This is a genomic window from Nocardioides dongkuii (genome assembly GCF_014127485.1).
In the GTDB taxonomy this organism is placed as follows: domain Bacteria; phylum Actinomycetota; class Actinomycetes; order Propionibacteriales; family Nocardioidaceae; genus Nocardioides; species Nocardioides dongkuii.
In genome coordinates this window covers 267883-294560 of record NZ_CP059903.1, presented here as the reverse complement: position 1 = coordinate 294560, position 26678 = coordinate 267883, and the positions used below count along the sequence as shown (strand labels likewise).

The following is a 26678-nucleotide window of genomic DNA, read 5'->3' as shown; positions in this document are numbered from 1 at the left end:
GCCGCGCTCAGAGCGCCTTGACCGCGCTGAGCACCTTGGACAGCGTGTCCTTGGCGTCGCCGAAGAGCAGCGTGGTGCGCGGGTCGAAGAGCAGCTCGTTCTCGATGCCCGCGAAGCCGGGTCGCATCGACCGCTTGAGGAACACCACCTGGCGGGCCTCGTCGACGTCCAGGATCGGCATGCCGTAGATCGGGGCGCCGGGGCTGGTCTTGGCGGCCGGGTTGACGACGTCGTTCGCGCCGACGACCAGCACCACGTCGGTGTGCTTGAACTCGGGGTTGATGTCGTCCATCTCGACCAGCTGCTCGTAGGGCACCTGCGCCTCGGCGAGCAGCACGTTCATGTGGCCCGGCATCCGGCCGGCGACCGGGTGGATGGCGTAGTCGACCCGGGCGCCGCGCGCGAGGAGCACGTCGACGAGCTCGCGCAGCGTGTGCTGGGCCTGGGCGACCGCGAGCCCGTAGCCGGGCACGATGATCACGCGCTCGGCGTACCCGAGCAGGATCGCCACGTCCTCGGGCGTCGCGCTGCGCACCGGCCGGTCGGAGGCCTTCCCGGCCCCGAGGGTGGAGCCGCCGCGCAGGGCGCCGAAGAGGATGTTGGCCACCGAGCGGCCCATCGCGCGGGCCATCAGCAGGGTGAGGAAGGTGCCGGAGGCGCCGACCAGGGTGCCGGCGACGAGCAGGACGACGTTGCCGAGCACGTAGCCGCCGGCCGCGACCGTGAGGCCGGTGAACGCGTTGAGCAGCGAGATGACGATCGGGACGTCGGCGCCGCCCACCGGCAGCACCAGCAGGACGCCGACGACCAGGCCGACGACGGCCAGCACCACGCCCAGCGGGACCGCGGGATCGGTGACCACGACGACGCCGAGCGCCACCGCGGTGAGCAGCCCGAGGCCGAAGACGACCGGCAGCCCCGGGAAGAGCACCGGACGGGAGGTCATCAGCTCCTGGAGCTTGGCGAAGGTGACCACCGAGCCGGAGAACGAGACCGCGCCGACCACGATCGTGAACGCCGTCGCCACGACGTCGAACTCGGGCGTCAGCGCGCCCATGTGGTCGAGCTCGAGCAGCGCGACGAGCGCGGCCGCGCCGCCGCCGACGCCGTTGAACAGCGCCACCATCTGCGGCATCTGGGTCATCTGCACGCGCCGCGCCCCGAGCACGCCGACCGCCGAGCCGACGGCGATCGCGGCCAGGATGGGCACCAGGTGGTCGAGCTCGAGGTAGAAGAACGGTACGGCGACCGCGACGACCGCGGCCCCCGCGCCGACGAGGTTGCCGACCCGGGCGGTGCGCGGCCCGGCGAGGCCCTTGAGCGCGAGGATGAAGCAGACGGCGCAGGCGAGGTAGACCAGCTGGGCCCAGGTGGGGATCACGAGCGGCCCCCGCGCCGGCGCGTGAACATCTGGAGCATCCGGTCGGTGACGACGAAGCCGCCCACCATGTTGATCGCGGCCAGCACGATCGCGACCAGCCCGACCACCAGCGCGAGGGTGCCCTCGGTGCTGCCGGTGACGATGACGGCGCCGAGCAGGATCACCCCGTGGATCGCGTTCGCCCCCGACATCAGCGGGGTGTGCAGCGTCGAGGAGACCTTGGCGATCACCTCGACGCCGACGAAGACGCTGAGCAGGAAGATCGTGAGCCAGACGACGGGCTCGCTCATGGGACCGGCCCTTCGACCAGGAGACGGGTGGGCTCGTGCAGGATCCGGCGGCCGCGGGTGACGCAGGAGCCGGCGACGATCTCGTCGTCGAGGTCGGGGGCGAAGACGCCGTCGGCGGTCATCAGCGCGACCAGGTTGACGACGTTCTGGGCGTAGAGCCGCGACGCCGGGCCGGGCATCTGCGCGGCGACGTTGCGGCCGCCCCAGACCTGCGCGTTGCCGATCCGGACCACCTCGCCGGCGACGACGCCCTCGACGTTGCCGCCGCTCTCGGCAGCGAGGTCGACGACCACCGACCCGGGCCGCATCGCCTCGACCATCGCCGCGCTGACCAGCAGCGGCGCCGTGCGGCCGGGGACGGCGGCGGTGGTGATCAGCGCGTCGGCCGCCGCGACGTACGGCGCGAGCAGCTCCATCTGGCGGGCCGCGCGCTCCTGGGTCATCTCGCGGGCGTAGCCGCCGGCGCCCTCGAGGGCCGGCAGCTCGAGGTCGATCGCCTGGGCGCCCATCGAGCGAATCTCCTCCGCGGCGGCCGGGCGGACGTCGTACGCCTTGACGACGGCGCCGAGCCGGCGGGCGGTCGCGATCGCCTGGAGGCCGGCGACGCCCGCGCCGAGCACCACCACCTCGGCCGGCGGGACGGTGCCGGCCGCGGTCATGTTCAGCGGGAAGAAGCGGCGCAGCATGCCGGCGGCGACCACGGCGCAGCGGTAGCCCGCGACCAGCGCCTGCGAGGACAGCGCGTCCATCGCCTGGGCGCGCGAGATGCGCGGCACCAGCTCCATCGCGAACGCCGTGGCGCCGACATCGCGCAGGTCGGCGACGAGCGAGAGCTCCTGCGCGGTCGGGAGGAACGAGATCGTGGCGGCGCCCACCCGCAGCCGGCGTACGGCGTCCGGCGCGAGCGGCTGGACGGAGAGCACCACGTCGGCGTTCGCGACCGCCTCGTCGTCGATGCCGGCCCCGGCGTCGACGTACTCCTCGTCGGTGATCAGCGCCCGGCGGCCCGCGCCGGGCTCGAGGTCGACGTCGTACCCCAGCGCGGTGAGGCGGCCGACGAGCTCGGGCACGAGCGCGACCCGCGCCTCGCCCTCCCGGGTCTCCCTGACGACTGCGATCCTCACCTCCGCGAACCTAGTCCACGAGACCAGGCCGTCGGGAGCACCGCGCGCGGGCCAGCCCGGACGGTGCCGCCGCATGGCACGGGCGGGCTATCGCGCGCGCCGCGGACGCGGCCCACACTCGAGGTGGGTGGGGACTCGCCGAGGAGGCAGCATGAGCACGTCGACCCACACGCGCAGAGCGGCCGAAGCGCCACCGCCGCCTCCCGGGCGGCCGGTGCCGGGCATGGCGCTGCGCACCTACCGGTTCCTCAGGTTCTCCGTCCTGGCGGTCATCGCCGCGCTGACGACCTCGCTGGTCATCGAGATCGCGGAGACCGGGTGTGTCCAGGGCTCCATCAGCGCCTACTACTTCACCGACGCGCGGTCCTTCTTCGTCGGTGCGCTGGTCGCGATCGGGCTCGTCATGATCGTGCTGTGGGGCAAGTCCCCTGCCGAGGACGGCTGGCTCAACCTCGCCGGGATGCTGGCCCCGGTGGTGGCGTTCGTGCCCACCACCGAGACGGCGGACACCAGGAAGTGCGCCCTCGAGACTTCCAGCGGCGCGACCGTCACCTCCGACCGCCAGGAGGTCGCCATCGTCGAGACCGCCGGGCGCAGCGCGATCGACAACAACATGCTCGCCTACCTGGTCGTGATCGGCCTGGTGCTCCTCGCCGTCCTGGTGCGCGGGCTCCTCGCCCACCGCAGGACGCACGAGGCACTGGTGGTGGACCACCCCTACGCCTACTGGCTCCCGTTCGGTGCCGCGTCCGCGCTCTGGCTGTTCGGGGTCGCGCTCTTCCTCGAGGACGGCCGGACCTGGCTCTACGACCACGCGCACATGTGGTCGGCCATCCTGCTGTTCGTCTGCGTCGTCGCGGCCGTCATCGCCATCGGGTTCCAGAAGCGGAACGGCGAGCGGGGCGGTCCACCGAGCCGGGGATGGGCGAGGTTCTACTGGTGGCTCGCCGCCGCGATGACGCTCGGCGCCGGCCTGGTCGTCCTCCTGTCGCGCGCGGTATTCCCGGACCACGTCATCCTGCTGCTGGAGGCGTGGATGATCCTCGGGCTTGCGGTCTTCTGGGTCGCGCAGACCATCGACCGCTGGTACGACGGCGCCCCGACACCGGCCGACACGAAGGCCGGCACCGCGGGCACGTAGCGTTCGACCCCCAGCCCACGACCCAGGAGACGACATGACGGCGAGCCGATCGGCCCGCGAGCGCAAGGCCGCCGCAGAGGCCGGGCCCCTGGCGAAGGTGAAGATCGAGGTCGACGAGCAGGACCAGCTGGTCTACAAGGTCAGCTGCACCGAGTGCGTCGCGCGCGGCAGCAAGGCCTGGTCGGCGTACCGCCCGGGCGGCGACAACGGCTACCTCGCCGCGATGGACCGCTGGACCTTCCACCTGCACGAGAAGCACCCGGACGCGGAGGCGCCCTGCCTGGCGTACCTGGCGGCCGCCCAGCAGCGGCTGCACGAGCGGCGCGAGCAGGGCTGACCTCGGGCGGGCGTCAGTCGAGGCAGAACTCGTTGCCCTCGACGTCCTGCATCACGATGCAGGACTCGTTCACCTCGTCGGCGGGCAGCAGCCGCACGCGTACGGCGCCGAGCGCCACGAGCCGGGCGCACTCGGCCTCCAGCACGGCGAGCCGCTCCTCACCGGTGAGGCCGGCGCCGGTGCGGACGTCGAGGTGCAGCCGGTTCTTGACCACCTTGCCCTCCGGGACCCGCTGGAAGAACAGCCGCGGTCCCACCCCGTGGGGGTCGACGCACGCGAACGCCGAGCCCTGGCGCTCGGCGGGCAGCGCCCGGTCGAAGTCGGCCCACGTCGCGAACCCCTCCGGGGGCGGCGGCACGACGTACCCGAGCACCTCGCACCAGAAGCGGGCGACCCGCTCGGGGTCCGCGCAGTCGAAGGTCACCTGGAACTGCCGCACGGACGCCATCGCCCCACCCTAGGGTTCGCCGGGTTCCGCGCAAGCCCTCTGCAGCACGACCTCGGACTCCACCGGCACGAAGCCGAGCTCGTCGTTGATCGCGCGCATCCAGACGTTCTGGTCGTCGCTGCTCGTCCGCACCCGCGTCGCGCCGCCGTGCTCGCGGCCGTGCTCGCGGGCGGCGAGGAGGGAGGCGACCTTGACCGCCCGGCCCAGGCCGGCCCCGCGGTGCTGCGCGAGGACGAGGGTCCCCTCGACGTGGGCCGGCCGGTCGGGGTCGGCGCCGACGACCAGGCAGGTCCAGGCGGCGACGGCTCCGTCCGCGGTGACCGCGACCGACTCGATCGCGGTGCGGCCCTGGCGCCGCCACAGGGCGATCTCGTCCAGGTAGTCCTCCTCGGAGACCGGCGTGGGCTCCCAGCCCAGGTCGCCGCTCGGCGCCTCCGCGTCCACCAGCCCCTTGAGCACGCCGACCTGGGCGCGGAGGTGGTCGGGGACGCCGTCGAGGTAGGTCGCCACCGTGACGCCGTCGGGTGGCCGGCGGGCCGGCAGGTCGGCGGCGGCCAGGTCCAGCTCCACCACCGTCTCGGTGCTGGCCCGGGCGTAGCCGAGGGGCTCCGCGAACCTCCGGGCGAGCTCCTCGGTCGCTGTCGCCGTCGGGAGGTACGCGCTCGCGACGAACCGGGTCACGGCGGCCGGGCTCCCCTGCTCCGCGGCCCGGACCAGCCGGGTCCCGACGCCTCGCCGCTGGGCGCGCGGGAGGACGCAGGCGTCCACCCAGCAGGTGTCCGGGGTGTCGTGGCCGGTCGAGCCGACCGCGAAGCCGATCAGCGCTCCGTCCTCGACGGCGCCCACGAGGTGGTGCGACCACCCGGTGTCGGCCTGCCACGCCGCGACCCGGGCGGACTCGTCGAGCGGCACCCACCCGTCCCGGGCGTGCCGGGTCGCCGCGCACTCCACGGCGTACACCTCGCCCAGGACCGCGCGGTCCCCGAGGCGCAGGGCTCGGAGCTCCACCGTCACGAGGTCAGCTGCCGCCGGCCGGCAGCGCCTCGAGCATCACGTCGGGGTTGTCGCGCGCGGTGACCTTGGCGCGCCACTGGTCGACGAAGAGCGCCAGGTGGGTGCCGTCGCTGCGCTGCAGCACCTCGACGCCCCGGATCCCGGACAGCGCCGCGGCGCCGGCGGCGTCGGTACGGCGGGCCACCTGGTAGTCGAGCCGGCTGAAGCGGATCGGCGCGTTGAACTCGTTGGTCATCCGGTCCTCGACCACCTCGAACTGCATCGGGCCGACCGCGGCGAGGACGGGGTTCTGGTCGCCGCGCAGGTCGGAGCGGAGCACCTGGACGACGCCCTCCTGGTCGAGCTGCTCGATGCCGCGGCGGAACTGCTTGTAGCGACCGATGTCGCCGGCGCTGGCGGTCACGAAGTGCTCGGGCGCGAAGGTCGGCACGGGCGGGAACTCGATCGGGTCGCCGACGTACACGGTGTCCCCGACGCGCAGCGCGTTGGCGTTGACCAGCCCGATGATGTCGCCGGGCTCGGCGTTCTCGACCGACGTCGTCTCGCGCCCGAAGACCGTCTGGGCGAACTTCGTCGCGAACGGCCGACCGGTGCCGGCGTGGGTGACCACCATCCCCCGCTCGAACGTCCCGGAGACCACCCGCGCGTAGGCGAGGCGGTCGCGGTGGGCGGCGTTCATCCCGGACTGCACCTTGAAGACGAACGCGCTGAACTCGTCGTCGGGCCGGCGGACGGAGCCGTCGACCCCCGGGGTCGGGTTGGGTCCGGGGGCCAGGTCCAGCAGCAGGTCCAGGAGTTGCGCGACGCCGAAGTTCTGCAGGGCCGAGGCGAACATGACCGGCGTCGTCTCCCCGGCGAGGAAGCGCTTCTGGTCGTGGTCGGCGTCGTCGAGGCCGAGCAGCTCGTGCTCCTCGACCGCGTCCGCCCACACCCGGGCGTCGTTCTCGTCCACCTCGTCGGGACCGAGCCGCTTCTCCGGGGCCCGCGTGGCCCCGCCGGCCGTGCGGGTGTACTTCACGAACTCGCCCGTACGGCGGTCCAGGACGCCGCGGAAGTCGCCGGCCTCGCCGACCGGCCAGGTCAGCGGCGTGGGACGGAGCTTGATCTTCTCCTGGATCAGGTCCATCAGCTCCAGCGCGGAGAGGCCGGGGCGGTCCCACTTGTTGATCACCGTGATCACCGGGATGCCGCGCAGCGCGCAGACCCGGAAGAGCTTGAGCGTCTGCGGCTCCAGGCCCTTGCCGGCGTCGACCAGCATCACCGCGGAGTCGACCGCGGACAGCACCCGGTAGGTGTCCTCGGAGAAGTCGCTGTGGCCCGGGGTGTCGACCAGGTTGATCACGTGGTCGCGGTAGACGAACTGCAGCGCTGCCGAGGTGATCGAGATCCCGCGCGCCTTCTCCATCGCCATCCAGTCCGACACCGTGGCCCGGCGGTCGCCCTTGCCGTGCACCGCGCCGGCCTCGGTGATCGCCCGGGCGTGCAGCGCGAGCGCCTCGGTCAGGGTCGACTTGCCCGCGTCGGGGTGGCTGATGACGGCGAAGGTACGGCGGGGGCGGGTGTCGGGCACCGCACGAATCTACGCGGCGCGCGCCCGGACCCGTGCTTCACCGGCGCGGAGCCGCCGCTCACACCCGCGCGCAGATCCTCGCCAGGAAGTCGGTGAGGTTGGCGCGCAGCCGGTCCACGCGGGCCTCGACGCCGATCGTCTCCGACCTGCCCGCGGCATAGGATCCGTGAGCCCGACCACAGGGGGACGGGACGACCGAGGGGGATCATGGCTGAGGCAGACCAGAAGCACGACTGGGAGTCGACGTTCAAGACCTTGGCCTGGGTCGGCTTCGCCACCATCCTGATCGGGCTCTTCGGGTTCGGGTCGGTCCCCGTGATGCTCGTCGGCGGCGTCATCCTGGCCGTCTTCGGGTTCCTCGGCTACGGCACCTGAGCACGGTCGTCCAGCGGCCCCGTGCCGCACCCTTCCCAGGATCGACACGCCGCCGCACACTAGGGCTCCGAGGACGGGGGGCGACCATGGTGCTGCGGGTGTTGAGAGTCGGTGTCGGACTGCTCCTGGGCACGTCCGGCGCGCTGATGTTCGCGGCGTCGTGGCAGCGCTGGGCCGGCGCCTGCTCGTGGGGCGACGGCGACAGCGGGCCGTGCTCGGTGCGCCAGGACCACCTCTACGACTTCGTGGTCCCCACTGGCCCGTGGGAGCCGGTGGGGAACGCCGCGGAGCTGGCCGGGTGGTCGCTGCTGGTCCTCGCCCTCGCGTTCGTAGCCCTGCCGTGGGCCCTCACCGGCCGCCGACCCGGCGTCTTCTCGGCGACGGCGCTGGTCGGCGTGGTGCTGGCGACGGCGGCGGTGGGCGTCGCCACCCTGCGCTCCGGGCTCAGCGGCGACGTCGTCGAACCGTTCGCCCCCTACCTGGTCGGGTACGTGTGGTTCCTGGTGCCGACGGTCCTGCTGGGCCGGTTCGCCGTCGCCGCCCGCGGCTGGGCGCTGGCCGCGGCGATCTGGCTGTTCCTGGCCACGCCGTTCATCGCGCTCACCTCCTACGCGATCGGCCCGTACGACGCGCGCCCGTGGTGGGAGGCGGCCTGAGGCGTGCTCACCGCGCTCGCCGGTCTGTGCCTGCTGGGGGCGGCCGCGTTCGGCGCCCGGCCACGGCGCGAGCACCCCGGAGACGCCCACGTCCCGGATGCCGCACAGCCGTCCCGCACGATCTCCCCGACCGGGATTCATTGACAACGGAGCCGGGAAGGGGTGGGGTCGTCCCACCACACCCTCTTCGATTCGAGGTCCAGCCGTGGTCCACAGCGCTCCGACCGCCGACGACGACCTGGCTGACGAGGGTGGCGGCCTCAAACGGTCCATCACCGCTGGGCAGCTCTTCTTCTACACCCTGGGCGACGTGCTGGGGTCGGGGATCTACGTCCTCATCGGCCTCGTCGCCGCCGCGGTGGGCGGGGCGTTCTGGATCGCGTTCGCCGTCGGGGTCTCGGTCGCGGCGATCACGGGGTCGGCGTACGCCGAGCTGGTGACGAAGTACCCGCAGGCCGCCGGATCCTCGCTCTACGTCCAGAAGGCGTTCGGCAACAAGGCGCTCACCTTCTTGATCACCGTGTCGTTCCTCGCCGCCAGCTTCGCGGCCAGCGGCTCGCTCGCGGCCGGCTTCGCGTCGTACTTCGCCGAGGTGTGGGCCGGGCCGCCCGCGCTGCTGGTGTCACTCGTCTTCGTCGCCGTCCTGGTGCTGATCAACTACATCGGCATCACCGAGTCGGTGGTGATGAACATGCTGATGACCTTCGTCGAGCTCAGCGGCCTGCTCATCGTGATCATCATCGCGATCTACTACGTCGGCCAGGGCAAGGCCGACTTCGGGACGCTCACCGACATCAGCGTCTCCGGCAGCCCGGTGATGGCGGTCCTCGCCGGCGTGGCGCTCTCCTTCTTCGCCATGACCGGCTTCGAGAACACCGCCAACGTGGCCGAGGAGACCATCGACCCGTACAAGGCCTTCCCGCGCTCGCTCATCGGCGGCATGGTCGTGGCCGGCTTCGTGTACGTGCTGGTCTCCATGGCGGCGGCGCTGACGGTGCCCACCGACCAGCTCGCGGACTCCGAGGTGGCCCTGCTCGAGGTCGTCGAGCAGGGCATCCTGCCGTTCTCCACCGACGTGATGACCACCATCTTCACGATCATCGCCCTCGTCGCGATCACCAACACCACCCTGGTCACGCTGGTCACGCAGCCGCGCATCCTCTACGGCATGGCTCGGGAGGACGTCGTCCCGGGCGTGTTCGCCAAGATCCACCCGACGCGGCGCAGCCCCTGGGTCGGGCTGCTCTTCAGCGGGCTGGTGGTGGGCGGCCTGCTCGTCACCGGGACGTTGATCACCGAGGCGGGCGGGGACCTCGACGTGGTCGAGCGGCTCGCCCTCGTGACGGTGGTGTTCCTGCTCGCGATCTACGCGCTCGTCATCGTGACCTGCCTGAAGCTGCGCGGCCGCGACGAGGACGAGCGGGCGTTCCGGGCCAACACGCCCCTGCTCCTCGTCGGGCTGGTCGGCAACCTCGCGATCCTCTACTACGTCATCTACGACGACCCGGGCTCGCTGATCTGGTGCGCAGCGCTGCTCGCCATCGGCGGGGCCCTGTACGTCGCGGAAAAGCTCTTCGGCAGCAAGTCCGGGTCCGCCACCACCTCCGACCGGTCAGGAGACCGCTGATGCACGTCATCGTCGCCACCGACGGCTCCAAGCAGTCCCTGGCTGCCGCGCGCCACCTGAAGTCCTTCGCCGACCCCAACGCCATCAGCGACATCTCGGTGGTGGCGGTCATCCGCCCGCTGGCCGCCGTGGCCTTCGCCGACGAGCTCTCCGAGAGCGAGCACAAGGCGTCCTGGGACTCGCTGTCCTTCCGGGAGGCAGCCGAGAACGCCGTCGCGACCATCGCCGCCGAGTTCGACGGGTGGGGGCCCAAGGTGCACCAGCGGGTGCGCTCCGGCTCCCCCGCCAACGAGATCATCAAGGCCGCCAAGCAGTACGACGCCGGGCTGGTGGTGGTCGCCGCGGGCGGCAGGGGGATCAGCGAGAGCGTGCTCATCGGCAGCACCGCACAGCGGGTGCAGCACTACGCGCCGTGCCCGGTCCTCGTCGTCCGCCCGCGACCCCGGAAGGCCACGAAGGCCAAGAAGTCCTGACCGACCGCGGTGCCGGCGGCGCCGCGGCGCTCACGGGCCGAACGGGAGCTCCTCCACGACCTCGTACCGCGGCCGGCCGCGCGGGCCCTCACCGAGGTACGACGCGACCAGCGCCAGCCGGTCGACGGTCCACGGCGGGCCGGCGTACGCGTCGAGGAGCCGGACCCAGTTGCTGACCTCCGCCGGCCGGCCGAGGCGGGCGACGGTGAGGTGCGGGCGGAACCGCTGCCCGTCCACCTCGATGCCCGCCTTCGCGGCCGCCGCGCGGGCACCGGTGGCGAGCCGGTCGAGCTCGGTGCCGGACGCCTCGTCGAGGTCCAGCCCCGCCCACAGCACGCGCGCCCGCGCCGCGTTCGGGAAGGCGCCGCCGCCGGCGACGCGCGCCGCGAAGGGGGTACGCCGCGCCGCAGCGCGGCCGAGTCGCTCGACGAGGTCGTCGAGTGCCCGGTCCGGGACCGAGGCGAGGAACGCGAGCGTGAGGTGCAGCTGCTCGGCGCCGGCCCAGCGGAACGGCGCCGCGTCGCGGCGTACCTCCAGGAACTCGTCGAGGTCCTCGACGACGTGGTCGGGCGGCACGACGGCCGCGAACATCCGCACCGCGCCTCAGACGTGGGTGCCGAGCATGGACCCGATGGCGTAGGTGACGCCCATGGCGAACAGCCCGCCCGCGACGTTCCGGACCACGGCGCGGCCCGAGGGCCCGTAGCCGAACCGGGCGCTCGCCCAGCCGGTGAGCGCGAGGGCGACGGTGACCGAGGCGACCGTCACCGGCACCCGGGCGTCGGCGACGACGAGGGTGATCGTCAGCAGCGGCAGCAGCGCGCCGATGGTGAACGCGAGCATCGAGGCGAACGCCGCCTCCCACGGGTTGGTGATGTCGTCGGGGTCGATGCCGAGCTCGGCCTCCGCGTGCGCGCCGAGGGCGTCGCGCTCGGTCAGCTGCTCGGCGACCTGCAGGGCGAGGTCGTCGGTGAGGCCCTTGTCGACGTACAGCGCGGCGAGCTCCTGCAGCTCGTCGACCGGGTCGTCGTCGAGCTCGCGTCGCTCCTTCTCGAGCAGCGCGAGCTCGGAGTCGCGCTGGGTGCTGACCGAGACGTACTCCCCCGCCGCCATGCTCAACGCGCCCGCCGCGAGCCCGGCGACGCCCGCGACCAGGATCGGGCCGCGGTCGGCCGTCGCGCCCGCGACGCCCATCACCAGGCCGGCGGTCGAGACGATGCCGTCGTTGGCGCCGAGCACGCCTGCCCGCAGCCAGTTGAGCCGGCTGTTCAGCCCCTCGCCCGCGTGCGGCTCGGCGTCGTGCGGCCTCGGCGTCAGCTCGACGCCGTCCGGGCCAGGCAGGTCGCTCATGGCTTCGATGCTCCCACTCCCCGCCGCTCGCACAAGGCGAACCGGCGCGGGACGGAGTCGGGCACCGGGCCGCAGACCTGTGGAGAACCCCGCCGAGTCGGCGCACATGTGCGCCGACTCGGCGGTCAACTCACGCCGGCTCGGCGTCTACAGGCCGAGGTCGCGGCCGATGAGCTCCTTCATGATCTCGTTGGAGCCGGCCCAGATCTTCGAGACGCGAGCGTCGCGCCAGGCGCGGGCGACGCGGTACTCGTTCATGAAGCCGTAGCCGCCGTGCAGCTGGACGCAGTGGTCGAGGATCTCGTTCTGCACCTGCGAGGTCCACCACTTGGCCTTGGCGGCGTCGGTGGAGGTGAGCTCGCCCTTGCTGTGCGCGACGACGCACTGGTCGACGTAGGCCTGGGTGACGTCGACCTGGGTGAACATCTCGGCGAGCAGGAACTTGTTGTGCTGGAAGGAGCCGATGCCGGCGCCGAAGGCCTTGCGGTCCTTGGTGTACTGCAGCGTCTCGACCAGGATCTGCCGGGCGTGCGCGAGGTTGGAGATCGCGCAGCCGAGCCGCTCCTGCGGCAGCTTCTGCATCATGTGGATGAAGCCGCCGTCGAGCTCGCCGACGATGTCGGCGTCGGTCAGCCGGACGTTCTCGAAGAAGAGCTCGGCGGTGTCGGACTCGTCCTGGCCGACCTTGTCCAGCTTGCGGCCGCGGCTGAAGCCCTCGGCCGTCGACGGGATCGCGAACAGGGTGATGCCGCGGGCCTTCTTCTCCGGCGAGGTGCGCACCGCGGTGAGCACGAGGTCCGCGGAGTAGCCGTTGGTGATGAACGTCTTCGACCCGTTGACGACCCACTCGTCGCCGTCGCGGACGGCGGTGGTCTTCAGCGCGGCGAGGTCGGAGCCGCCGGACGGCTCGGTCATGCCGATCGCGAGCAGCAGCTCGCCCGCGGCCACGCCGGGGAGCCACTTCTTCCGCTGCTCGTCGGTGCCGAGCTCGACGATGTACGGCGCGGTGATGTCGGCGTGGATGCCGACGCACGACCCGAGCGCCGCGTTGACGTGGTTGAGCTCCTCCATCAGCACCGCGTTGAAGCGGTAGTCGCCCGCCTCCGAGCCGCCGTGCTCCTCGGGGATCTCCAGGCCGAGGAAGCCCTGGCGCCCGGCCTCCAGCCAGAACTCGCGCGGCAGCGCCTTGTCGGCGGCGTGCTGCTCGACGTGCGGGATGACCGACCGCTCCAGGAACTCCCGGACCGAGCTCCGGAACGCCTCATGGTCCTCGTCGTAGATCTCACGCTTCATGGCGGCGATCCTACTCGTCGGTAACCGGTTCCTGAACCCTCCGGGGCATGAGGAACCCCACGACCAGCAGCGCCAGCGCCGCCAGGGCGGACCCCACGAAGACCGCGTGAATGGCGGGCTCGAGGACGTCGGGCGTCAGCCGCTCCAGGTCCGGTACGCCGGCGCCCACCCGGTCGGCGACCACCGCGTTGGCGATCGCCCCGAACGCCGCGACCCCGACCGCGCTGCCGACCGACCGCGCGAACATCACCGCGCCGGTCGCCACGCCCCGGTGCTCCCAGGTGACCGACGACTGGGCCGCCACGACCGACGGGCTCGCGACGTACCCGAACCCGATGCCCATCACGAAGCACGGCAGCGCCAGCCGCAGGATCGAGCTGTCCTGGTCGAGGCCGACGAGCAGCGCCGCGCCGCCGAGCCCGATCACGCCGCCGAGGACCATCGTGGTGCGGAAGCCGACGGAGAGGTACAGCCGCCCCGAGGTCGCGGCGGCGATCGGCCAGCCCAGCGTCATCGCCGCGAGCGCCAGCCCGGAGACCAGGGCGCCGCGGCCGAGGACCTCCTGCGCGAACAGCGGGACGTACGACGAGAGCCCCATCATCAGCACCCCGACCACGAGCGAGGCGAGCATCGCCGCGACCAGGACGCGGTGGGTGAAGACCCACAGCGGCAGCACCGGCTCGGCGGCCCGCCGCTCGACCAGCACGAACGCCGCGAGCAGCACCGCCGCGCCGCCCAGGAGCGCCACGCTGGTGGTGGAGGTCCACGCCCAGTGCACCCCGCCCTCGAGCAGCGCGAGCAGGAGCAGCACGCCGCCCCCGGCCAGCAGCACCGAGCCCGCGACGTCGATGGTGTGCCGGCGCCGCTCGACCCGCTCCTCGAACCGCCGGACCAGCATCCACGCCGCGGCGAGGCCCAGCGGCAGGTTGACGAAGAAGATCCAGCGCCAGGAGAGGTGGTCGGCGAAGAGTCCGCCGAGGGTCGGGCCGACGACCGCGGAGATCGCCCACACGCTGGCGACGTAGCCCTGCACCTGCGCGCGCTCGGCCATCGAGTAGAGGTCGCCCACGATCGTCATGCCCATCGGCTGCACGGCGCCGGCACCGAGGCCCTGCACCGCGCGGAAGACGATCAGCGACGTCATCCCCCACGCGAGCCCGCACAGCAGGGACCCCAGCAGGAACAGCCCGATGCCCAGCAGCATCACGGGCTTGCGGCCGAGCTGGTCGGCGAGCTTGGAGTAGAGCGGGACCGAGACGGCCTGGGCCAGCAGGTAGACCGAGAACAGCCACGGGAACCGGGTGAACCCGCCGAGGTCGTCGACGATCGCCGGGACGGCGGTGGCGAGGATCGTGGAGTCGATCGCGACCAGCCCGATGCTCAGCATCACCGACAGCAGGACCGGGCCGCGCTCGCTGCGCAGCCCGACATCGGCGCGTCGGATTCGGCTGACGTCCACGCGCCGGGACACTAGTCTCGCTCCCGCTCATTCCCCAGTCGGATGTGGTGCACCCCATGACGTCAGGCGCCGCCGCCCCGGGCCACACCGGCGTACGCCGCGACATCCAGGGCCTGCGCGCGGTCGCCGTGCTGGCCGTCGTGCTCGACCACGCCGGCGTCGACCTCCTCGCGGGCGGCTACGTCGGCGTCGACGTGTTCTTCGTGGTCTCCGGGTTCCTGATCACCGGGCTGATGATCCGCGAGGCGGACCGCACCGGCCGGGTCGGCCTGCTCGGCTTCTACGCGCGGCGGGCCCGCCGGATCCTCCCGGCGGCCACCCTCGTCCTGCTGGCGGTGCTCGCGGTCGCGGCCGGCGCCCTGGCGTACGGCCGGGTCGACCAGGTCACGAGCGACACCCTCTGGGCCGCGGGGTTCCTGGCCAACGTGCACTTCGCCGACCTCGGCACCGACTACTTCGCGGAGGGGCTGCCGCCCTCGCCCGTCCAGCACTACTGGTCGCTGGCGGTCGAGGAGCAGTTCTACCTGGTCTGGCCGCTCCTGCTGGTGGGCCTCCTCGCGCTCGCGCGCCGCCGGTCGCGGCACGCCTCCCCCTGGCCGCTGGTCGCCGCGGCGGTCGCGCTGCTGGTGGCCGCGTCGTTGGCGTGGTCGGTGGTGCTGACCGGCCGGGAGGCGACCGCGGCGTACTTCTCCTCCGTGACCCGCGCCTGGGAGCTCGGCGCGGGCGTGCTGCTCGCCCTGACCGCCGCGCGGGCGGCGGCCCTGGGCCCGGTCGCGCGCCGGGTGCTGGCGGCCGCCGGCCTGCTCGCGATCGCGACGGCGCTGGTGACCTTCGACGCCCGCACCCCGATCCCCGGCCACCACGCACTGCTGCCGGTGCTGGGAACGGTGGCGGTGCTCGCCGCCGGCACCGGGTCCGAGGCCGTGGGCGCCGCCCGGCTGCTCACGCTCCGGCCGCTGACCTGGCTGGGCGACCTGTCGTACTCCTTCTACCTGTGGCACTGGCCGGTGCTGGTCCTCGGCCCCGAGGTCGTGGGCGGCGGGGGTGCCCTGCGGACGGCGGGGTTCGTGGTGGTCGCGCTCCTGCTGTCGATCGCCAGCTACCACCTCGTCGAGGACCCGGTACGCCGCCAGCGCTGGCTCACCGGCCGCCGGTGGCGCAGCCTCGTGCTCTGGCCGGTCGCGCTCGGCGTGGTCGTCTCGGGCACCGTGGCCGCCAGCTCCGTCGCCACCCACCGGGTCGAGGAGCGCCTCGGCGACAACAGCGTCTACCTCGCGCTGCGCGACAACGACGTCCCGGTCGCCGACCAGCTGCGGGACTCCCTGGAGCGGGCCGACGCCGCCTCGCCCGTCGCGTTCCCGCTCACCTCGGCCGACCAGGTCGACGACCTCGCGAAGGACCTGTGGCACCGCCGCTACCGGTGCAACGCGGGACCGGACGAGACGGCCGTCGAGACCTGCCCGGTGGGCGACCCCGAGGCGGACCGGACGATCGTGGTGCTCGGGGACTCCCACGCCGGCCAGTGGCTCCCGGCGATCGACCGGATCGGCCGGAAGCTCGGCTACCGGGTGGTCCCGCTGGTGAAGTTCGGCTGCACGCCGTACGACGTGGCCCTGCGCACCCCCGACATGAGCCGCGAGTACACCGAGTGCACCGAGTTCCGGGCCTGGGCGGCCGAGCGGCTCGAGAGCCTGCACCCCGACGTGCTGCTGGTCGGCGGGCGCTCCCTGCAGGGCAACACCAGCGCCCGCGGCGAGGACCGGGTCCCCGCCTGGGAGACCGGCGTGGCCACGACGCTGCGCGCGCTCCGCCCGCTCACCGACGACCTGCGCGTGCTCGGCGACGTCAGCCCGCTGACCACCGACCCGATCGCCTGCCTCACCGACCCCGACGCGACGATGGCGACCTGCACGACCCCCGAGGTCGAGCGGGTGGTCACCGGCAACGCGGTCGTCCGGCGCGTGGCGGAGGGCCTCGGGGTCCCGTACCTCGACCTGCCCGGCCTGGCCTGCCAGGACGCCCGGTGCCCGGTCGTGGCCGGCGGGCTGATGGTCTACGGCAACGCCGACCACGTCAGCATGGCCTGGGCCCGGCGGGTCACCCCCGAGGTGTCGAGGATGATCAACCTCACGCCCTGATCCGGCGTCAACAGTGGTGACATCTCCGCGGCGTGGGTACACGTCGAGTTCGGGATCGGCCCGTTCTGGAAGGTGTGCTTTGAACGATCAAACCGCGAACTCGACCCTCGGTGACGCTGCTGTCGAGACCGCGCTGGAGGTCTGGCCCGGCCAGGCCTACCCCCTCGGCGCGACGTACGACGGCTCCGGCACGAACTTCGCGCTCTTCAGCGAGGTCGCCGACCGGGTCGAGCTCTGCCTCTTCGACGCCGACGACGTCGAGAGCCGCATCGAGCTCACCGAGGTCGACGCCTTCGTCTGGCACTGCTACCTGCCGCAGGTGCAGCCCGGCCAGCGCTACGGCTACCGCGTGCACGGGCCGTGGGACCCCGAGCAGGGGCTGCGCTGCAACCCCAACAAGCTGCTGCTCGACCCCTACGCCAAGGCCACCAGCGGTGAGATCGACTGGCACCCGAGCCTGTTCTCCTACACCTTCGGCGACGAGGACTCGCGCAACGACGAGGACTCCGCGCCGCACATGACGTACGGCGTGGTGATCAACCCGTTCTTCGACTGGGAGGGCGACCGCCGACTCAACGTCCCCTTCAACGACTCGGTCATCTACGAGGCCCACGTCAAGGGCCTGACCCAGCTGCACCCCGAGGTCCCCGAGGAGCTCCGCGGCACCTACGCCGGGCTCGCGCACCCCGCGATCACCGCGCACCTGCAGAAGCTGGGCATCACCGCGATCGAGCTGATGCCGGTCCACCAGTTCGTGCAGGACAACACCCTGCTCGAGAAGGGGCTGCGCAACTACTGGGGCTACAACACCCTCGGGTTCTTCGCGCCCCACGAGGACTACAGCACCGCGACCCGCGCCGCGCAGGGCCTCGGCCAGCAGGTCCAGGAGTTCAAGGCGATGGTCAAGGCCATGCACGCCGCCGGCATCGAGGTGATCCTCGACGTGGTCTACAACCACACCGCGGAGGGCAACCACCTCGGGCCGACGCTGAGCTTCAAGGGCATCGACAACGAGGCCTACTACCGCCTGGTCGAGGACGACGAGCGGTACTACATGGACTACACCGGCACCGGCAACACCCTCAACGTCCGGCACCCGCACTCGCTGCAGCTGATCATGGACTCGCTGCGCTACTGGGTCACCGAGATGCACGTCGACGGCTTCCGCTTCGACCTCGCCTCGGCGCTGGCCCGCGAGTTCTACGACGTCGACCGGCTGGCGACGTTCTTCGAGCTCGTGCAGCAGGACCCGGTGGTCAGCCAGGTCAAGCTGATCGCGGAGCCCTGGGACGTCGGGCCCGGCGGCTACCAGGTCGGCGGCTTCCCGCCGCAGTGGACGGAGTGGAACGGCAAGTACCGCGACACCGTCCGCGACTTCTGGCGCGGCGAGCCCGCGCTCGGCGAGTTCGCCTCCCGGATCGCCGGCTCCTCGGACCTCTACGAGCGCTCGGGACGCCGTCCGTTCGCGAGCATCAACTTCGTCACCGCCCACGACGGCTTCACGCTGCACGACCTGGTCGCCTACAACGAGAAGCACAACGAGGCCAACGGCGAGGACAACAACGACGGCGAGAGCCACAACCGGTCCTGGAACCACGGCGTCGAGGGACCGACCGACGACCCGGAGGTGCTCGCCTTCCGCGCCCGCGAGCAGCGCAACTTCATCGCGACGCTGCTGCTCAGCCAGGGCACCCCGATGCTGCTGCACGGCGACGAGATGGGCCGCACCCAGCAGGGCAACAACAACACCTACGCCCAGGACTCCGAGCTGAGCTGGGTGCACTGGGACCGCGCCGACCAGCCGTTGGTGGAGTTCACCGCCGCGGTCGCCCGGCTGCGCGCCGAGCACCCGACGTTCCGCCGCAAGCGGTTCTTCACCGGCGAGCAGGTCCGCGGCAGCTACGGCGAGAAGGTCGACGACATCGTCTGGCTGCACCTCGACGGCCGCCCGATGGGCGACGACGAGTGGGACGGCGGCGAGCAGGCCATCGGCATGTTCCTCAACGGCAACGGCATCGCCGGCAAGGACGAGCGCGGCCAGCGGATCACCGACGACCACTTCCTGATCTACTTCAACGCCGACGGCGACGCGGAGGTCACCCTGCCCCCGCTGGAGTTCGCGGCCGGCTGGGACGTGGTCATCGACACCGGCGGCGACGCCGACGCCGACGGCTCGTACGACGCCGAGGGCACGTTCACGCTCACCAGCCGCAGCCTGGTGGTGCTCCGCGAGCACCGGGAGGCCGAGGCCGAGATCGACCACTCCGTGGCCGCCTCGGTCGCCATGCAGGCCCGGCGGGCCTGAGGCATGGCGGACCAGCAGCGGGTGCCGGTCAGCACCTACCGGTTGCAGATCACCGAGGACTTCGACCTCTTCGAGGCGGCGCGGCGGCTGCCGTACCTCCACGAGCTCGGCGTCGACTGGGTCTACCTGTCGCCGCTGCTGGCCGCGGAGCCGGGCAGCACCCACGGGTACGACGTGGTCGCGCACGACCACATCGATCCCTCCCGCGGCGGCGAGGAGGGCCTGGCGGCGCTGTCCGGCGAGGCCCGCCGCCTCGGGATGGGCGTCCTGGTCGACATCGTGCCCAACCACGTCGGCGTCGCGACGCCGTCCGAGGACCCCTGGTGGTGGGACGTGCTCAAGCTCGGCCGCGAGTCCGAGCACGCCACCGCGTTCGACATCGAGTGGGCGGTCGGCGACGGCCGGATCCGGATCCCGGTGGTCGGCGACGACGACGTCGCCGACGACGGCTCGATCGGCCACCTCCGGGTCGTCGACACCGACGACGGCGCCGAGCTGCTCTACCACGACCACCACTACCCGGTGGCGCCCGGAACCTGGACCGAGGGCGACGACGCCCAGGACGTGCACGCCCGCCAGCACTACGAGCTCGTGCACTGGCAGGTCGCCGACGAGGGCCTGAACTACCGCCGCTTCTTCGCGGTCAACAGCCTCGCCGCGCTGCGCGTCGAGGACCCCGAGGTCTTCGCGGAGTCCCACATCGAGATCCGCCGCTGGTTCGACGAGGGACTCGTCGACGGGCTCCGCGTGGACCACCCCGACGGGCTGCGCGACCCCAAGCGCTACCTCGACGAGCTGGCCGACCTCACCGGCGGCGCCTACGTCCTGGTGGAGAAGATCCTGGAGCCCGGCGAGGAGCTGCCGTCGTCCTGGGCCACCGCCGGCACCACCGGGTACGACGTGCTCGCGCACATCGACCGGGTGCTCACCGACCCGGCCGCGGAGGAGCCGCTCACCGACCTCGAGACCCGGCTGCGCGGCGAGCGCGTCGACTGGGCGCGGATGATCCACGGCACCAAGCGCGAGGTGGCCGACGGGATCCTCAACAGCGAGGCCCGGCGGATCACTCGCGAGGTACGCCGGGTCCTGCCGTCCGACGTCGACCGCGCCGCGTCCACGGTCGAGAAGGTGGTCGACGCGATCGCCGAGCTGCTCGCCTGCTTCCCGGTCTACCGCTCCTACCTGCCCGAGGGGCGCGAGCACCTGGACCAGGCGTTCGAGGCGGCCCGGCGCGAGCGACCCGACCTGGCGGCGACCTTCGACATCCTGCTGCCGGTGCTCAGCGACGCGTGGGCCGCGCCGGCCCGCCGGTTCCAGCAGACGAGCGGCATGGTGATGGCCAAGGGCGTGGAGGACTGCGCGTTCTACCGCTACTCGCGGCTGACCTCGCTCAACGAGGTCGGGGGCGACCCGAGCGAGTTCTCGCTCCCCGTCGACGAACTGCACGCACTGATGGCCCAGCGGCAGGTCGACTGGCCGCACGCGATGATCACGCTCTCGACCCACGACACCAAGCGCGGCGAGGACGTGCGGGCGCGGATCACGGCGTTCGCGGAGGTCCCGGACCACTGGGAGCGCACGCTCGACCGGCTGCTGGAGCTGGTGCCGCTGCCCGACCCGGGCTTCGCCGCGCTGCTCTGGCAGGCCGTCATCGGCGCCTGGCTGCCGGAGGACCCCGCCCTGCGCGACCGCCTGCACGGGTACGCCGAGAAGGCGATGCGCGAGGCCGGCGACCGCACCACCTGGACCGACCCCGACGAGGCGTACGAGGCCGCCGTGCACGGGGCCGTCGACGCGGCGTTCGACCGTGACGACGTCCGCGCGGCGATCGAGGAGTTCCTCCCCCACGTGGTCGGCCCCGGCTGGGTCAACGCCCTCGCCGCCAAGCTGCTCGCGACCACGCTGCCCGGCGTCCCCGACGTCTACCAGGGCAGCGAGCTGTGGGAGCAGTCCCTCGTCGACCCCGACAACCGCCGGCCGGTCGACTTCGACGCCCGCGCCGCGGCGCTCACCGCCGCCGAGTGGTCGCCGCTGGGCACCGCCCTCGACGACCCCGGCACCGCCAAGCTGCGGGTCACCCACGCGGCGCTGACCGCGCGCCGGGACCGGCCGGAGCTGTTCGGCTCCTACGCGCCGGTCACGGCGCGCGGCGCGGCCGCCGACCACGTCGTCGCCTACGACCGCGGCGGCGCGATCGCCGTGGTCACCCGACTGCCCGGCGGGCTCGCCCGGCGCGGCGGCTGGGGCGACACCGAGCTCGAGCTGCCCCCGGGCCGCTGGCGCGACGTGATCGCCGACCGGCCCGCCTCCACCCGGCTGGCCGACCTGCTCGACGGCTACCCCGTCGCCCTGCTCGTGAAGGAGAGCTGATGACCCGCGGACCCTTCGACGTCTGGGCGCCCCGCCCGAGCCGGCTGCGCCTCGCGGTCGGCAGCCAGGTCGTCGAGATGACGCGCGGCGACGACGGCTGGTGGACGCCGGCCGGCGCGGTGCCCGACGCGGTCGAGGTCGACTACGGCTACCTCGTCGACGACGACGAGACCCCCCGGCCCGACCCGCGGTCGCGGCGCCAGCCCGCGGGGGTGCACGAGCGGTCCCGCACCTACGACCCCGCGTCGTACGCCTGGCAGGACCAGGACTGGACCGGCCGGCAGCTCGCCGGCGCGGTCGTCTACGAGCTGCACGTCGGCACCTTCACCCCCGAGGGCACCCTGGACGCGGCGCTGGAGAAGCTGCCGCACCTGCGCGAGATCGGCGTCGACTTCGTCGAGCTGCTGCCGGTCAACGGCTTCAACGGCACCCACAACTGGGGCTACGACGGCGTGCTCTGGTACGCCGTGCACGAGGGGTACGGCGGCCCCGCGGCGTACCAGCGCTTCGTCGACGGCTGCCACGCCGCCGGCATGGGCGTCATCCAGGACGTCGTCTACAATCACCTCGGGCCGTCGGGGAACTACCTGCCGATGTACGGGCCCTACCTCAAGAGCGGCGCGAACACCTGGGGCGACCTGGTCAACCTCGACGGCGAGGGCGCGGCGGAGGTGCGCCGCTACATCCTCGACAACGTGCGGATGTGGCTGGCCGACTACCACGTCGACGGGCTGCGGCTGGACGCCGTGCACGCGCTCGACGACTCCTCCGAGACCCACCTGCTCGAGGAGATGGCGATCGAGGTCGCAGCGCTCTCGGCGCACCAGCGCCGGCCGCTCACGCTGATCGCGGAGTCCGACCTGAACGACCCGAAGCTGGTCACCCCGCGCGAGGCGGGCGGCTACGGGCTGGACGCGCAGTGGAGCGACGACTTCCACCACGCGGTGCACGTCGCGCTGACGCGGGAGACGACCGGCTACTACGCCGACTTCGAGCCGCTCGCCGCGCTGGCGAAGGTGTGCGAGCGCGGGTTCTTCCACGACGGGACGTTCTCGTCGTTCCGCGACCGCGACCACGGCGTCCCGATCGACACCGCCGCGATGCCGGCCTGGCGGCTGGTGGTGAGCAGCCAGAACCACGACCAGATCGGCAACCGCGCCGTCGGCGACCGGATCACCGACCACCTCGACGACGACCAGCTCGCCTGCGCGGCGCTGCTGACGATGGCCGGGCCGTTCACCCCGATGCTCTTCCAGGGCGAGGAGTGGGCCGCGTCGACGCCGTTCCAGTTCTTCACCTCCCACCCCGAGCCCGAGCTCGGGAAGGCGACGGCGGAGGGCCGGATCGCGGAGTTCGCGGCGATGGGCTGGGACCCGGCCGTCGTCCCGGACCCGCAGGACCTGCAGACCTACCAGCGCTCGAAGCTCGACTGGTCGGAGACGACCGGCGGCCGGCACGCGCGGATGCTGGTGGTCTACCGCCGGCTCGCCGCGCTGCGCCGGGAGTGGAGCGAGCTCACCGACCCGGCGTTCCCCCGCACCCGCTGCGACGTCGACGAGGAGCGCCGTACCTTCGTGATGCACCGCGGCGACCTCGCCGTGGTCGTGAACCTCGGCGACGCGGAGGCGCGGCTCGAGCTGCCGCACACCCGGCTGCTGTTCGAGACCGGGTCGGGGGCCGAGCTGGCCGACGGCGCGCTGGTGCTGCCCGCGCACGCCGGGGCCCTGCTGGCTCCCTGAGCCCCGCCACCCACCCACCCGTCGAGTTGGGCCGAACTCACCGTTGAGTTGGGCCGAACTCACCCTCCAGTTGGGCCTTCCTCACGTACGGCGCGTAAGGAACGCCCAACTCGAGCGGGAGGAAGGCCCAACTCGCGCGGCCTCGGGGCCGACCTGGTGACCGCGGCCGAGCGCGGCTGGGACGCGGTCGCCGACGGCGCCGTGCTCCAGGAGGCGGGCGTGGCGCTGGTGCGCGACGGCGGCCTGTTCGTCGGCGTCCAGCCCTCCGCCCCGCCGGCGGCCGAGCGCGGGGTGACGGTGCGCGCGGTCAGCGTCGTGCCGGACGGGGCGCGGACGGCGGGCCTGCTCGCCCGGACCGCGTCCGGGGAGCTGCCGGCGCGCGTGGCCGGCGAGCTGCCGCTGGCCGAGGCCGCCGAGGCGCACCGGCTCGTGGCAAAGGGCGGGGCCCGCGGCCGCTACGTGCTGCGGCCGTGAGCCCCGCCCTCGTCGTACGCGGGTGTGGTGCGGGGGTGCTGCGGGTCAGCCGGCCATCTGCTCGAGGTCGAAGACCTCGTCGTCGGCCGGCGGCTCGACCGCGAGCTCGGCGTCGAAGTCGGAGAAGGTGATCGAGCCGGGCTCGTCGGTGTCCTTCTGCTCCATCTTCAGCAGGTAGTGCTCGCCCTCGACCGCGACGTACCCGATGCTGTCGCCGTCCTCGGCGTCGACGTTGGTGATCGCGATCGCCTCGGTGCCGTCGACGTCCTCGACGTCGCCCTTCTCGTAGCTGTCCTCGTCCTCGTCGCTGTCCGAGAGCATCTGGTCGAGCAGCGAGTCGAGGTCGCAGAGCTCGGAGAACCCGCCCTCGCCGGCGGGGACGACGACCCACCGGTCGCCGACCGTCTTCATCACCATCTCGGCCTGCTCGCCGGCCTGCTGGCGCCAGAACGCCTCGTCGGGCTTGAACCAGGTGGTGCCGTCGACGCCGAGCAGCTCGAGGTTGGCGCCGTCGATCGAGACGCTGCCCTCGCAGGTGCCCTCGGTGTTCATCGCCAGGTCGAGCGCGACCTCCTCGCCGTCGGTGTCGATCGAGCCGGACACCTTCACCGACTCGAGCGTGCCCATCGCGTCCTTCGCCTCCGTGACGATGTCGACCGCGGACTGGTCGGTGAAGGAGCTGGCGTCGCTGCCTCCCTTGTTTCCGTTGTCCCCGTCGTCGTCGCCGCCGCAGCCGGTCAGCAGAGCCGCGGCGCCCAGGACGCCGGCGGCCAGGATCGTGCTCTTCATCAGGTCTCCTTAGTATCGACCGCCTCAGCCTACAGAGGTCGACGTCCCGGCCACGGGGTCGTGCGGCACCGGTGCGACCGGCTCCGCGCCCTCGCGGAAGCCGTGCCGGTCCCACCAGCGACGGAGGGGACCGGGGGCGTACCAGTTCCAGTCGCCGAGCAGCTTCATCGTGGCCGGCACGAGCAGCGCGCGGACGATGGTGGCGTCGATGAGCAGCGCGACCAGCATGCCGATGCCGAGCATCTTCATGAACACGATTCCGCTGGTCCCGAACGCGCCGATCACCACGGCCAGCAGCAGCGCGGCGCTGGTGATGATCCGGCCGGTCTTCTGCACGCCGGTCGCGACGGCGAGGTCGTTGTCGCCGGTCCGGTCCCACTGCTCGCGGACCCGCGAGAGCAGGAACACCTCGTAGTCCATGGAGAGGCCGAAGAGGATCGCCAGCATCAGGATCGGGTTGGTCGCGTCGAGGAACCCCTGCGGGGTGAAGCCGAGCAGGCCGGAGAGGTGGCCGTCGCTGAAGATCCAGGTGACCACGCCGAAGGACGCGGTGATCGAGAAGAGGTTCATCAGCACCGCCTTGACCGGCAGCACCAGCGAGCCGAACGCCAGGAAGAGCAGCACCAGCATCACCCCGACCACGATCAGGCCCATCCATGGCAGGTGGCTGCCCACCGAGTCGACGAGGTCGACGGTCGCGGCGGTCTGGCCGCCGACCAGCACGGTGCCCGAGGCCGGCTCGATCTCGCGCAGCTGGGTGACCAGGTCCTGCGAGGCCTCGGTCTGCCCGTTGCCCTCCCACGCGGCGCGCAGCAGGGTGGCGTCGCCGTCGCGGGCGACCGGCTGCACGCCCAGGACGCCGTCGGTCTGCTCGACCTCGCGGACGTACGCCGCGACCTCCTGCTCGTCGGCGCCCCGCAGCAGCAGGCTGGCCGTCGACTGCTCGGGACCGAACTCCTCGGCGAGCTTGTCAGACGCGGCGTGCGCGGGCGCGTCCTCGGGCAGGACGCGGTGGTCGACGCTGCCCCAGCGGGCGCCGAGGAACGGGGAGGCGACCGCGAGCAGCACCACGACCGTCACCGCGATGACCGCGACCGGCCGGCGCATCACGCCGCGGGCCAGGCGCGCCCAGCGGCCGTGCACGTCGTCGGTCGCGACCGCACGGTGCCGGCGCCACGGGAGCCGGCCGGCGTCGACCCGGCGACCGAGCAGCCGCAGCGCGGCGGGCAGGACGGTGAGCGCCGCCAGCATCGCGACCAGCACGGCCGCGATCCCGCCGTACCCCATGCTCTTGAGGAAGGCCTGGGGGAAGATCAGCAGGCTCGACATCGCCGCGGCGACGGTGAGGCCCGAGAACAGCACCGTGCGGCCCGCGGTGGTCATCGTGCGGCGGATCGCGATCGCGGCGGCGTCGGGGTGGTCGGCCGGCAGCGCGGCGAGCTCCTCGCGGAACCGGCTGATCACGAACAGCGCGTAGTCGATCGCCAGGCCGATGCCCAGCAGCGAGATGACGTTGACCGAGAACACCGAGACGTCGGTGACGTGGGTGAGCAGCCGCACGACGGCGAGCGCGCCGACCATGGCCAGGGCGCCGACGAGGACCGGCATGCTGGCCGCGACCAGGCTGCCGAAGATCAGCAGCGCGAGCAGCAGCACGACCGGCATCGAGATCAGCTCGGCGCGCTTGAGGTCCTCGGAGGTGATCTCGTTGACGTCGGTGAAGACCGCGTAGCTGCCGGCCAGGTCGGTCTCGAGCCCCTCGGCGTCGAGCGCCGGGCTGAGCTCGTCGTAGCTCTCGAGGAAGTCGCCCTGCGTCCGGCCCGCCAGCGAGATCTGCACCTGCGCGGCGTGCCCGTCGGCGCTGACCAGGCCGGGCCGCTCGGCGTCGTAGTAGGGCACCACCGACGACACGACGCCGTCCGGGATCCCGGAAACGACCCCCTCGACCGCGGCCCGGAACTCCGGATCGTCGGCGGTGAGGTCGGCGCTGGAGTAGATCGCCACGACGTCGACCGACTGGTTGCCGAAGGCGTCCTGCTCGGCGACCAGCTCGCGCGAGCTCTCCGAGTCGGGGTCGTCGAACCCGCCCTGCGACAGGGAGTCGAAGACCCCGAGCCCGTACGCTCCGGCGGCGACCGCCACGGCGAGCCCGGCGAGCAGGACGGCCAGCGCCCTGCGGGCCAGGAAGGTGCCCCATCGATCGATCATGGTCGTTGCCTCTTCCGCGTCTGGTGAACATGCCTCAGTAAAGTGAACGCCGTTAACGGTAAACGGTGTAAACTTTGTTCGTCAACGGTTTTCCTCGGACCGCCCGGTCCGGCTGAG

23 protein-coding genes are annotated in these 26678 nt (G+C 72.6%); 11 read left to right on the top strand and 12 right to left on the bottom strand.

Going from position 1 to position 26678, the window contains the following annotated elements; genetic code table 11:
- Window positions 1–7 precede the first annotated feature (7 nt).
- Genes H4O22_RS01390 through H4O22_RS01380 form a run of 3 tightly spaced genes read right to left on the bottom strand, consistent with a single transcriptional unit; the run spans window position 8 to window position 2795 of the window.
- Window positions 8–1381, bottom strand: coding sequence for an NAD(P)(+) transhydrogenase (Re/Si-specific) subunit beta (locus tag H4O22_RS01390; protein ID WP_182525341.1), 1374 nt, complete (start codon window positions 1379–1381; stop codon window positions 8–10).
- Window positions 1378–1671, bottom strand: a complete 294-nt coding sequence (locus tag H4O22_RS01385; protein WP_182525340.1) for an NAD(P) transhydrogenase subunit alpha part 2 — start codon at window positions 1669–1671, stop codon at window positions 1378–1380. The genes H4O22_RS01390 and H4O22_RS01385 overlap by 4 nt, the downstream gene beginning before the upstream one ends.
- Window positions 1668–2795: an NAD(P) transhydrogenase subunit alpha gene (locus H4O22_RS01380; RefSeq protein ID WP_182525339.1), complete on the bottom strand. Its 1128-nt coding sequence runs from the start codon at window positions 2793–2795 to the stop codon at window positions 1668–1670. The genes H4O22_RS01385 and H4O22_RS01380 overlap by 4 nt, the downstream gene beginning before the upstream one ends.
- Window positions 2796–2946: 151 nt before the next feature.
- Between H4O22_RS01380 and H4O22_RS01375 the strand changes: the two genes are divergently transcribed.
- Together H4O22_RS01375 and H4O22_RS01370 are read left to right on the top strand one after the other, a co-directional pair.
- Entirely contained in the window at window positions 2947–3936 is a 990-nt protein-coding gene (locus H4O22_RS01375) for a hypothetical protein (RefSeq protein ID WP_182525338.1), read from the top strand.
- A 34-nt stretch (window positions 3937–3970) separates the two neighbouring features.
- Entirely contained in the window at window positions 3971–4273 is a 303-nt protein-coding gene (locus H4O22_RS01370) for a hypothetical protein (protein WP_182525337.1), read from the top strand.
- 13 nt (window positions 4274–4286) lie between these two features.
- On the opposite strand, the gene H4O22_RS01365 is transcribed toward H4O22_RS01370, so the two are convergent.
- The 3 genes from H4O22_RS01365 to H4O22_RS01355 are packed head-to-tail and all read right to left on the bottom strand — an operon-like array spanning window position 4287 to window position 7305.
- Window positions 4287–4721 (bottom strand): VOC family protein, encoded by a 435-nt coding sequence (locus tag H4O22_RS01365; RefSeq protein WP_182525336.1) that lies wholly within the window; start codon window positions 4719–4721, stop codon window positions 4287–4289.
- A 9-nt stretch (window positions 4722–4730) separates the two neighbouring features.
- Window positions 4731–5729, bottom strand: coding sequence for a GNAT family N-acetyltransferase (locus tag H4O22_RS20700; protein WP_182525335.1), 999 nt, complete (start codon window positions 5727–5729; stop codon window positions 4731–4733).
- Between the two features lie 10 nt (window positions 5730–5739).
- The gene (locus H4O22_RS01355; protein ID WP_182525334.1) at window positions 5740–7305 is read right to left on the bottom strand and encodes a peptide chain release factor 3; all 1566 of its coding nucleotides are present in this window, start codon (window positions 7303–7305) and stop codon (window positions 5740–5742) included.
- Between the two features lie 207 nt (window positions 7306–7512).
- On the opposite strand from H4O22_RS01355, the gene H4O22_RS01350 reads away from it, so the two are divergent.
- From H4O22_RS01350 to H4O22_RS01335, 4 genes are all read left to right on the top strand, one after another.
- A complete protein-coding gene (locus H4O22_RS01350; RefSeq protein ID WP_182525333.1) occupies window positions 7513–7680 on the top strand; it encodes a hypothetical protein in 168 nt (55 codons plus the stop codon).
- A 98-nt stretch (window positions 7681–7778) separates the two neighbouring features.
- Entirely contained in the window at window positions 7779–8336 is a 558-nt protein-coding gene (locus H4O22_RS01345; RefSeq protein ID WP_182525332.1) for a hypothetical protein, read from the top strand.
- Window positions 8337–8541: 205 nt separating this feature from the next.
- A complete protein-coding gene (locus H4O22_RS01340; RefSeq protein WP_220451245.1) occupies window positions 8542–9963 on the top strand; it encodes an APC family permease in 1422 nt (473 codons plus the stop codon).
- Complete coding sequence (locus H4O22_RS01335; RefSeq protein WP_182525330.1) at window positions 9963–10436, top strand: universal stress protein; 474 nt, start codon at window positions 9963–9965, stop codon at window positions 10434–10436. The genes H4O22_RS01340 and H4O22_RS01335 overlap by 1 nt, the downstream gene beginning before the upstream one ends.
- Before the next feature lie 30 nt (window positions 10437–10466).
- Here H4O22_RS01335 and thpR read toward each other — a convergent pair whose 3' ends face one another.
- The 4 genes from thpR to H4O22_RS01315 form a co-directional block, all read right to left on the bottom strand.
- Window positions 10467–11027, bottom strand: a complete 561-nt coding sequence (gene thpR, locus H4O22_RS01330; protein WP_227465876.1) for an RNA 2',3'-cyclic phosphodiesterase — start codon at window positions 11025–11027, stop codon at window positions 10467–10469.
- Between the two features lie 12 nt (window positions 11028–11039).
- Window positions 11040–11786: a VIT1/CCC1 transporter family protein gene (locus tag H4O22_RS01325; RefSeq protein WP_182525328.1), complete on the bottom strand. Its 747-nt coding sequence runs from the start codon at window positions 11784–11786 to the stop codon at window positions 11040–11042.
- A 147-nt stretch (window positions 11787–11933) separates the two neighbouring features.
- Window positions 11934–13079, bottom strand: coding sequence for an acyl-CoA dehydrogenase family protein (locus H4O22_RS01320; protein ID WP_182525327.1), 1146 nt, complete (start codon window positions 13077–13079; stop codon window positions 11934–11936).
- A 10-nt stretch (window positions 13080–13089) separates the two neighbouring features.
- Entirely contained in the window at window positions 13090–14538 is a 1449-nt protein-coding gene (locus H4O22_RS01315; protein WP_244963060.1) for an MFS transporter, read from the bottom strand.
- A gap of 56 nt (window positions 14539–14594) precedes the next feature.
- Here H4O22_RS01315 and H4O22_RS01310 point away from each other — a divergent pair, with 56 nt between their 5' ends.
- The 5 genes from H4O22_RS01310 (at window position 14595) to H4O22_RS01290 (ending at window position 23564) form a co-directional block, all read left to right on the top strand.
- Entirely contained in the window at window positions 14595–16676 is a 2082-nt protein-coding gene (locus H4O22_RS01310; protein ID WP_182525326.1) for an acyltransferase family protein, read from the top strand.
- A gap of 133 nt (window positions 16677–16809) precedes the next feature.
- Window positions 16810–18981 (top strand): glycogen debranching protein GlgX, encoded by a 2172-nt coding sequence (gene glgX, locus H4O22_RS01305; RefSeq protein ID WP_182526871.1) that lies wholly within the window; start codon window positions 16810–16812, stop codon window positions 18979–18981.
- Between the two features lie 3 nt (window positions 18982–18984).
- The gene (gene treY / locus H4O22_RS01300) at window positions 18985–21351 is read left to right on the top strand and encodes a malto-oligosyltrehalose synthase (protein ID WP_182525325.1); all 2367 of its coding nucleotides are present in this window, start codon (window positions 18985–18987) and stop codon (window positions 21349–21351) included.
- Entirely contained in the window at window positions 21351–23090 is a 1740-nt protein-coding gene (gene treZ, locus H4O22_RS01295) for a malto-oligosyltrehalose trehalohydrolase (RefSeq protein WP_182525324.1), read from the top strand. Before treY ends, treZ begins: the two co-directional genes overlap by 1 nt.
- Window positions 23091–23246: 156 nt before the next feature.
- The gene (locus H4O22_RS01290; protein WP_244963059.1) at window positions 23247–23564 is read left to right on the top strand and encodes a zinc-binding dehydrogenase; all 318 of its coding nucleotides are present in this window, start codon (window positions 23247–23249) and stop codon (window positions 23562–23564) included.
- A 45-nt stretch (window positions 23565–23609) separates the two neighbouring features.
- Here the strand turns inward: H4O22_RS01290 and H4O22_RS01285 are convergent, their stop codons facing one another.
- Both H4O22_RS01285 and H4O22_RS01280 read right to left on the bottom strand, forming a co-directional pair.
- Window positions 23610–24353: a hypothetical protein gene (locus tag H4O22_RS01285; RefSeq protein ID WP_182525322.1), complete on the bottom strand. Its 744-nt coding sequence runs from the start codon at window positions 24351–24353 to the stop codon at window positions 23610–23612.
- Window positions 24354–24377: 24 nt separating this feature from the next.
- Window positions 24378–26561 carry an MMPL family transporter gene (locus H4O22_RS01280; RefSeq protein WP_182525321.1) on the bottom strand — a complete coding sequence of 728 codons (2184 nt, stop codon included), beginning with the start codon at window positions 26559–26561 and terminating at the stop codon, window positions 24378–24380.
- Window positions 26562–26678 lie beyond the last annotated feature (117 nt).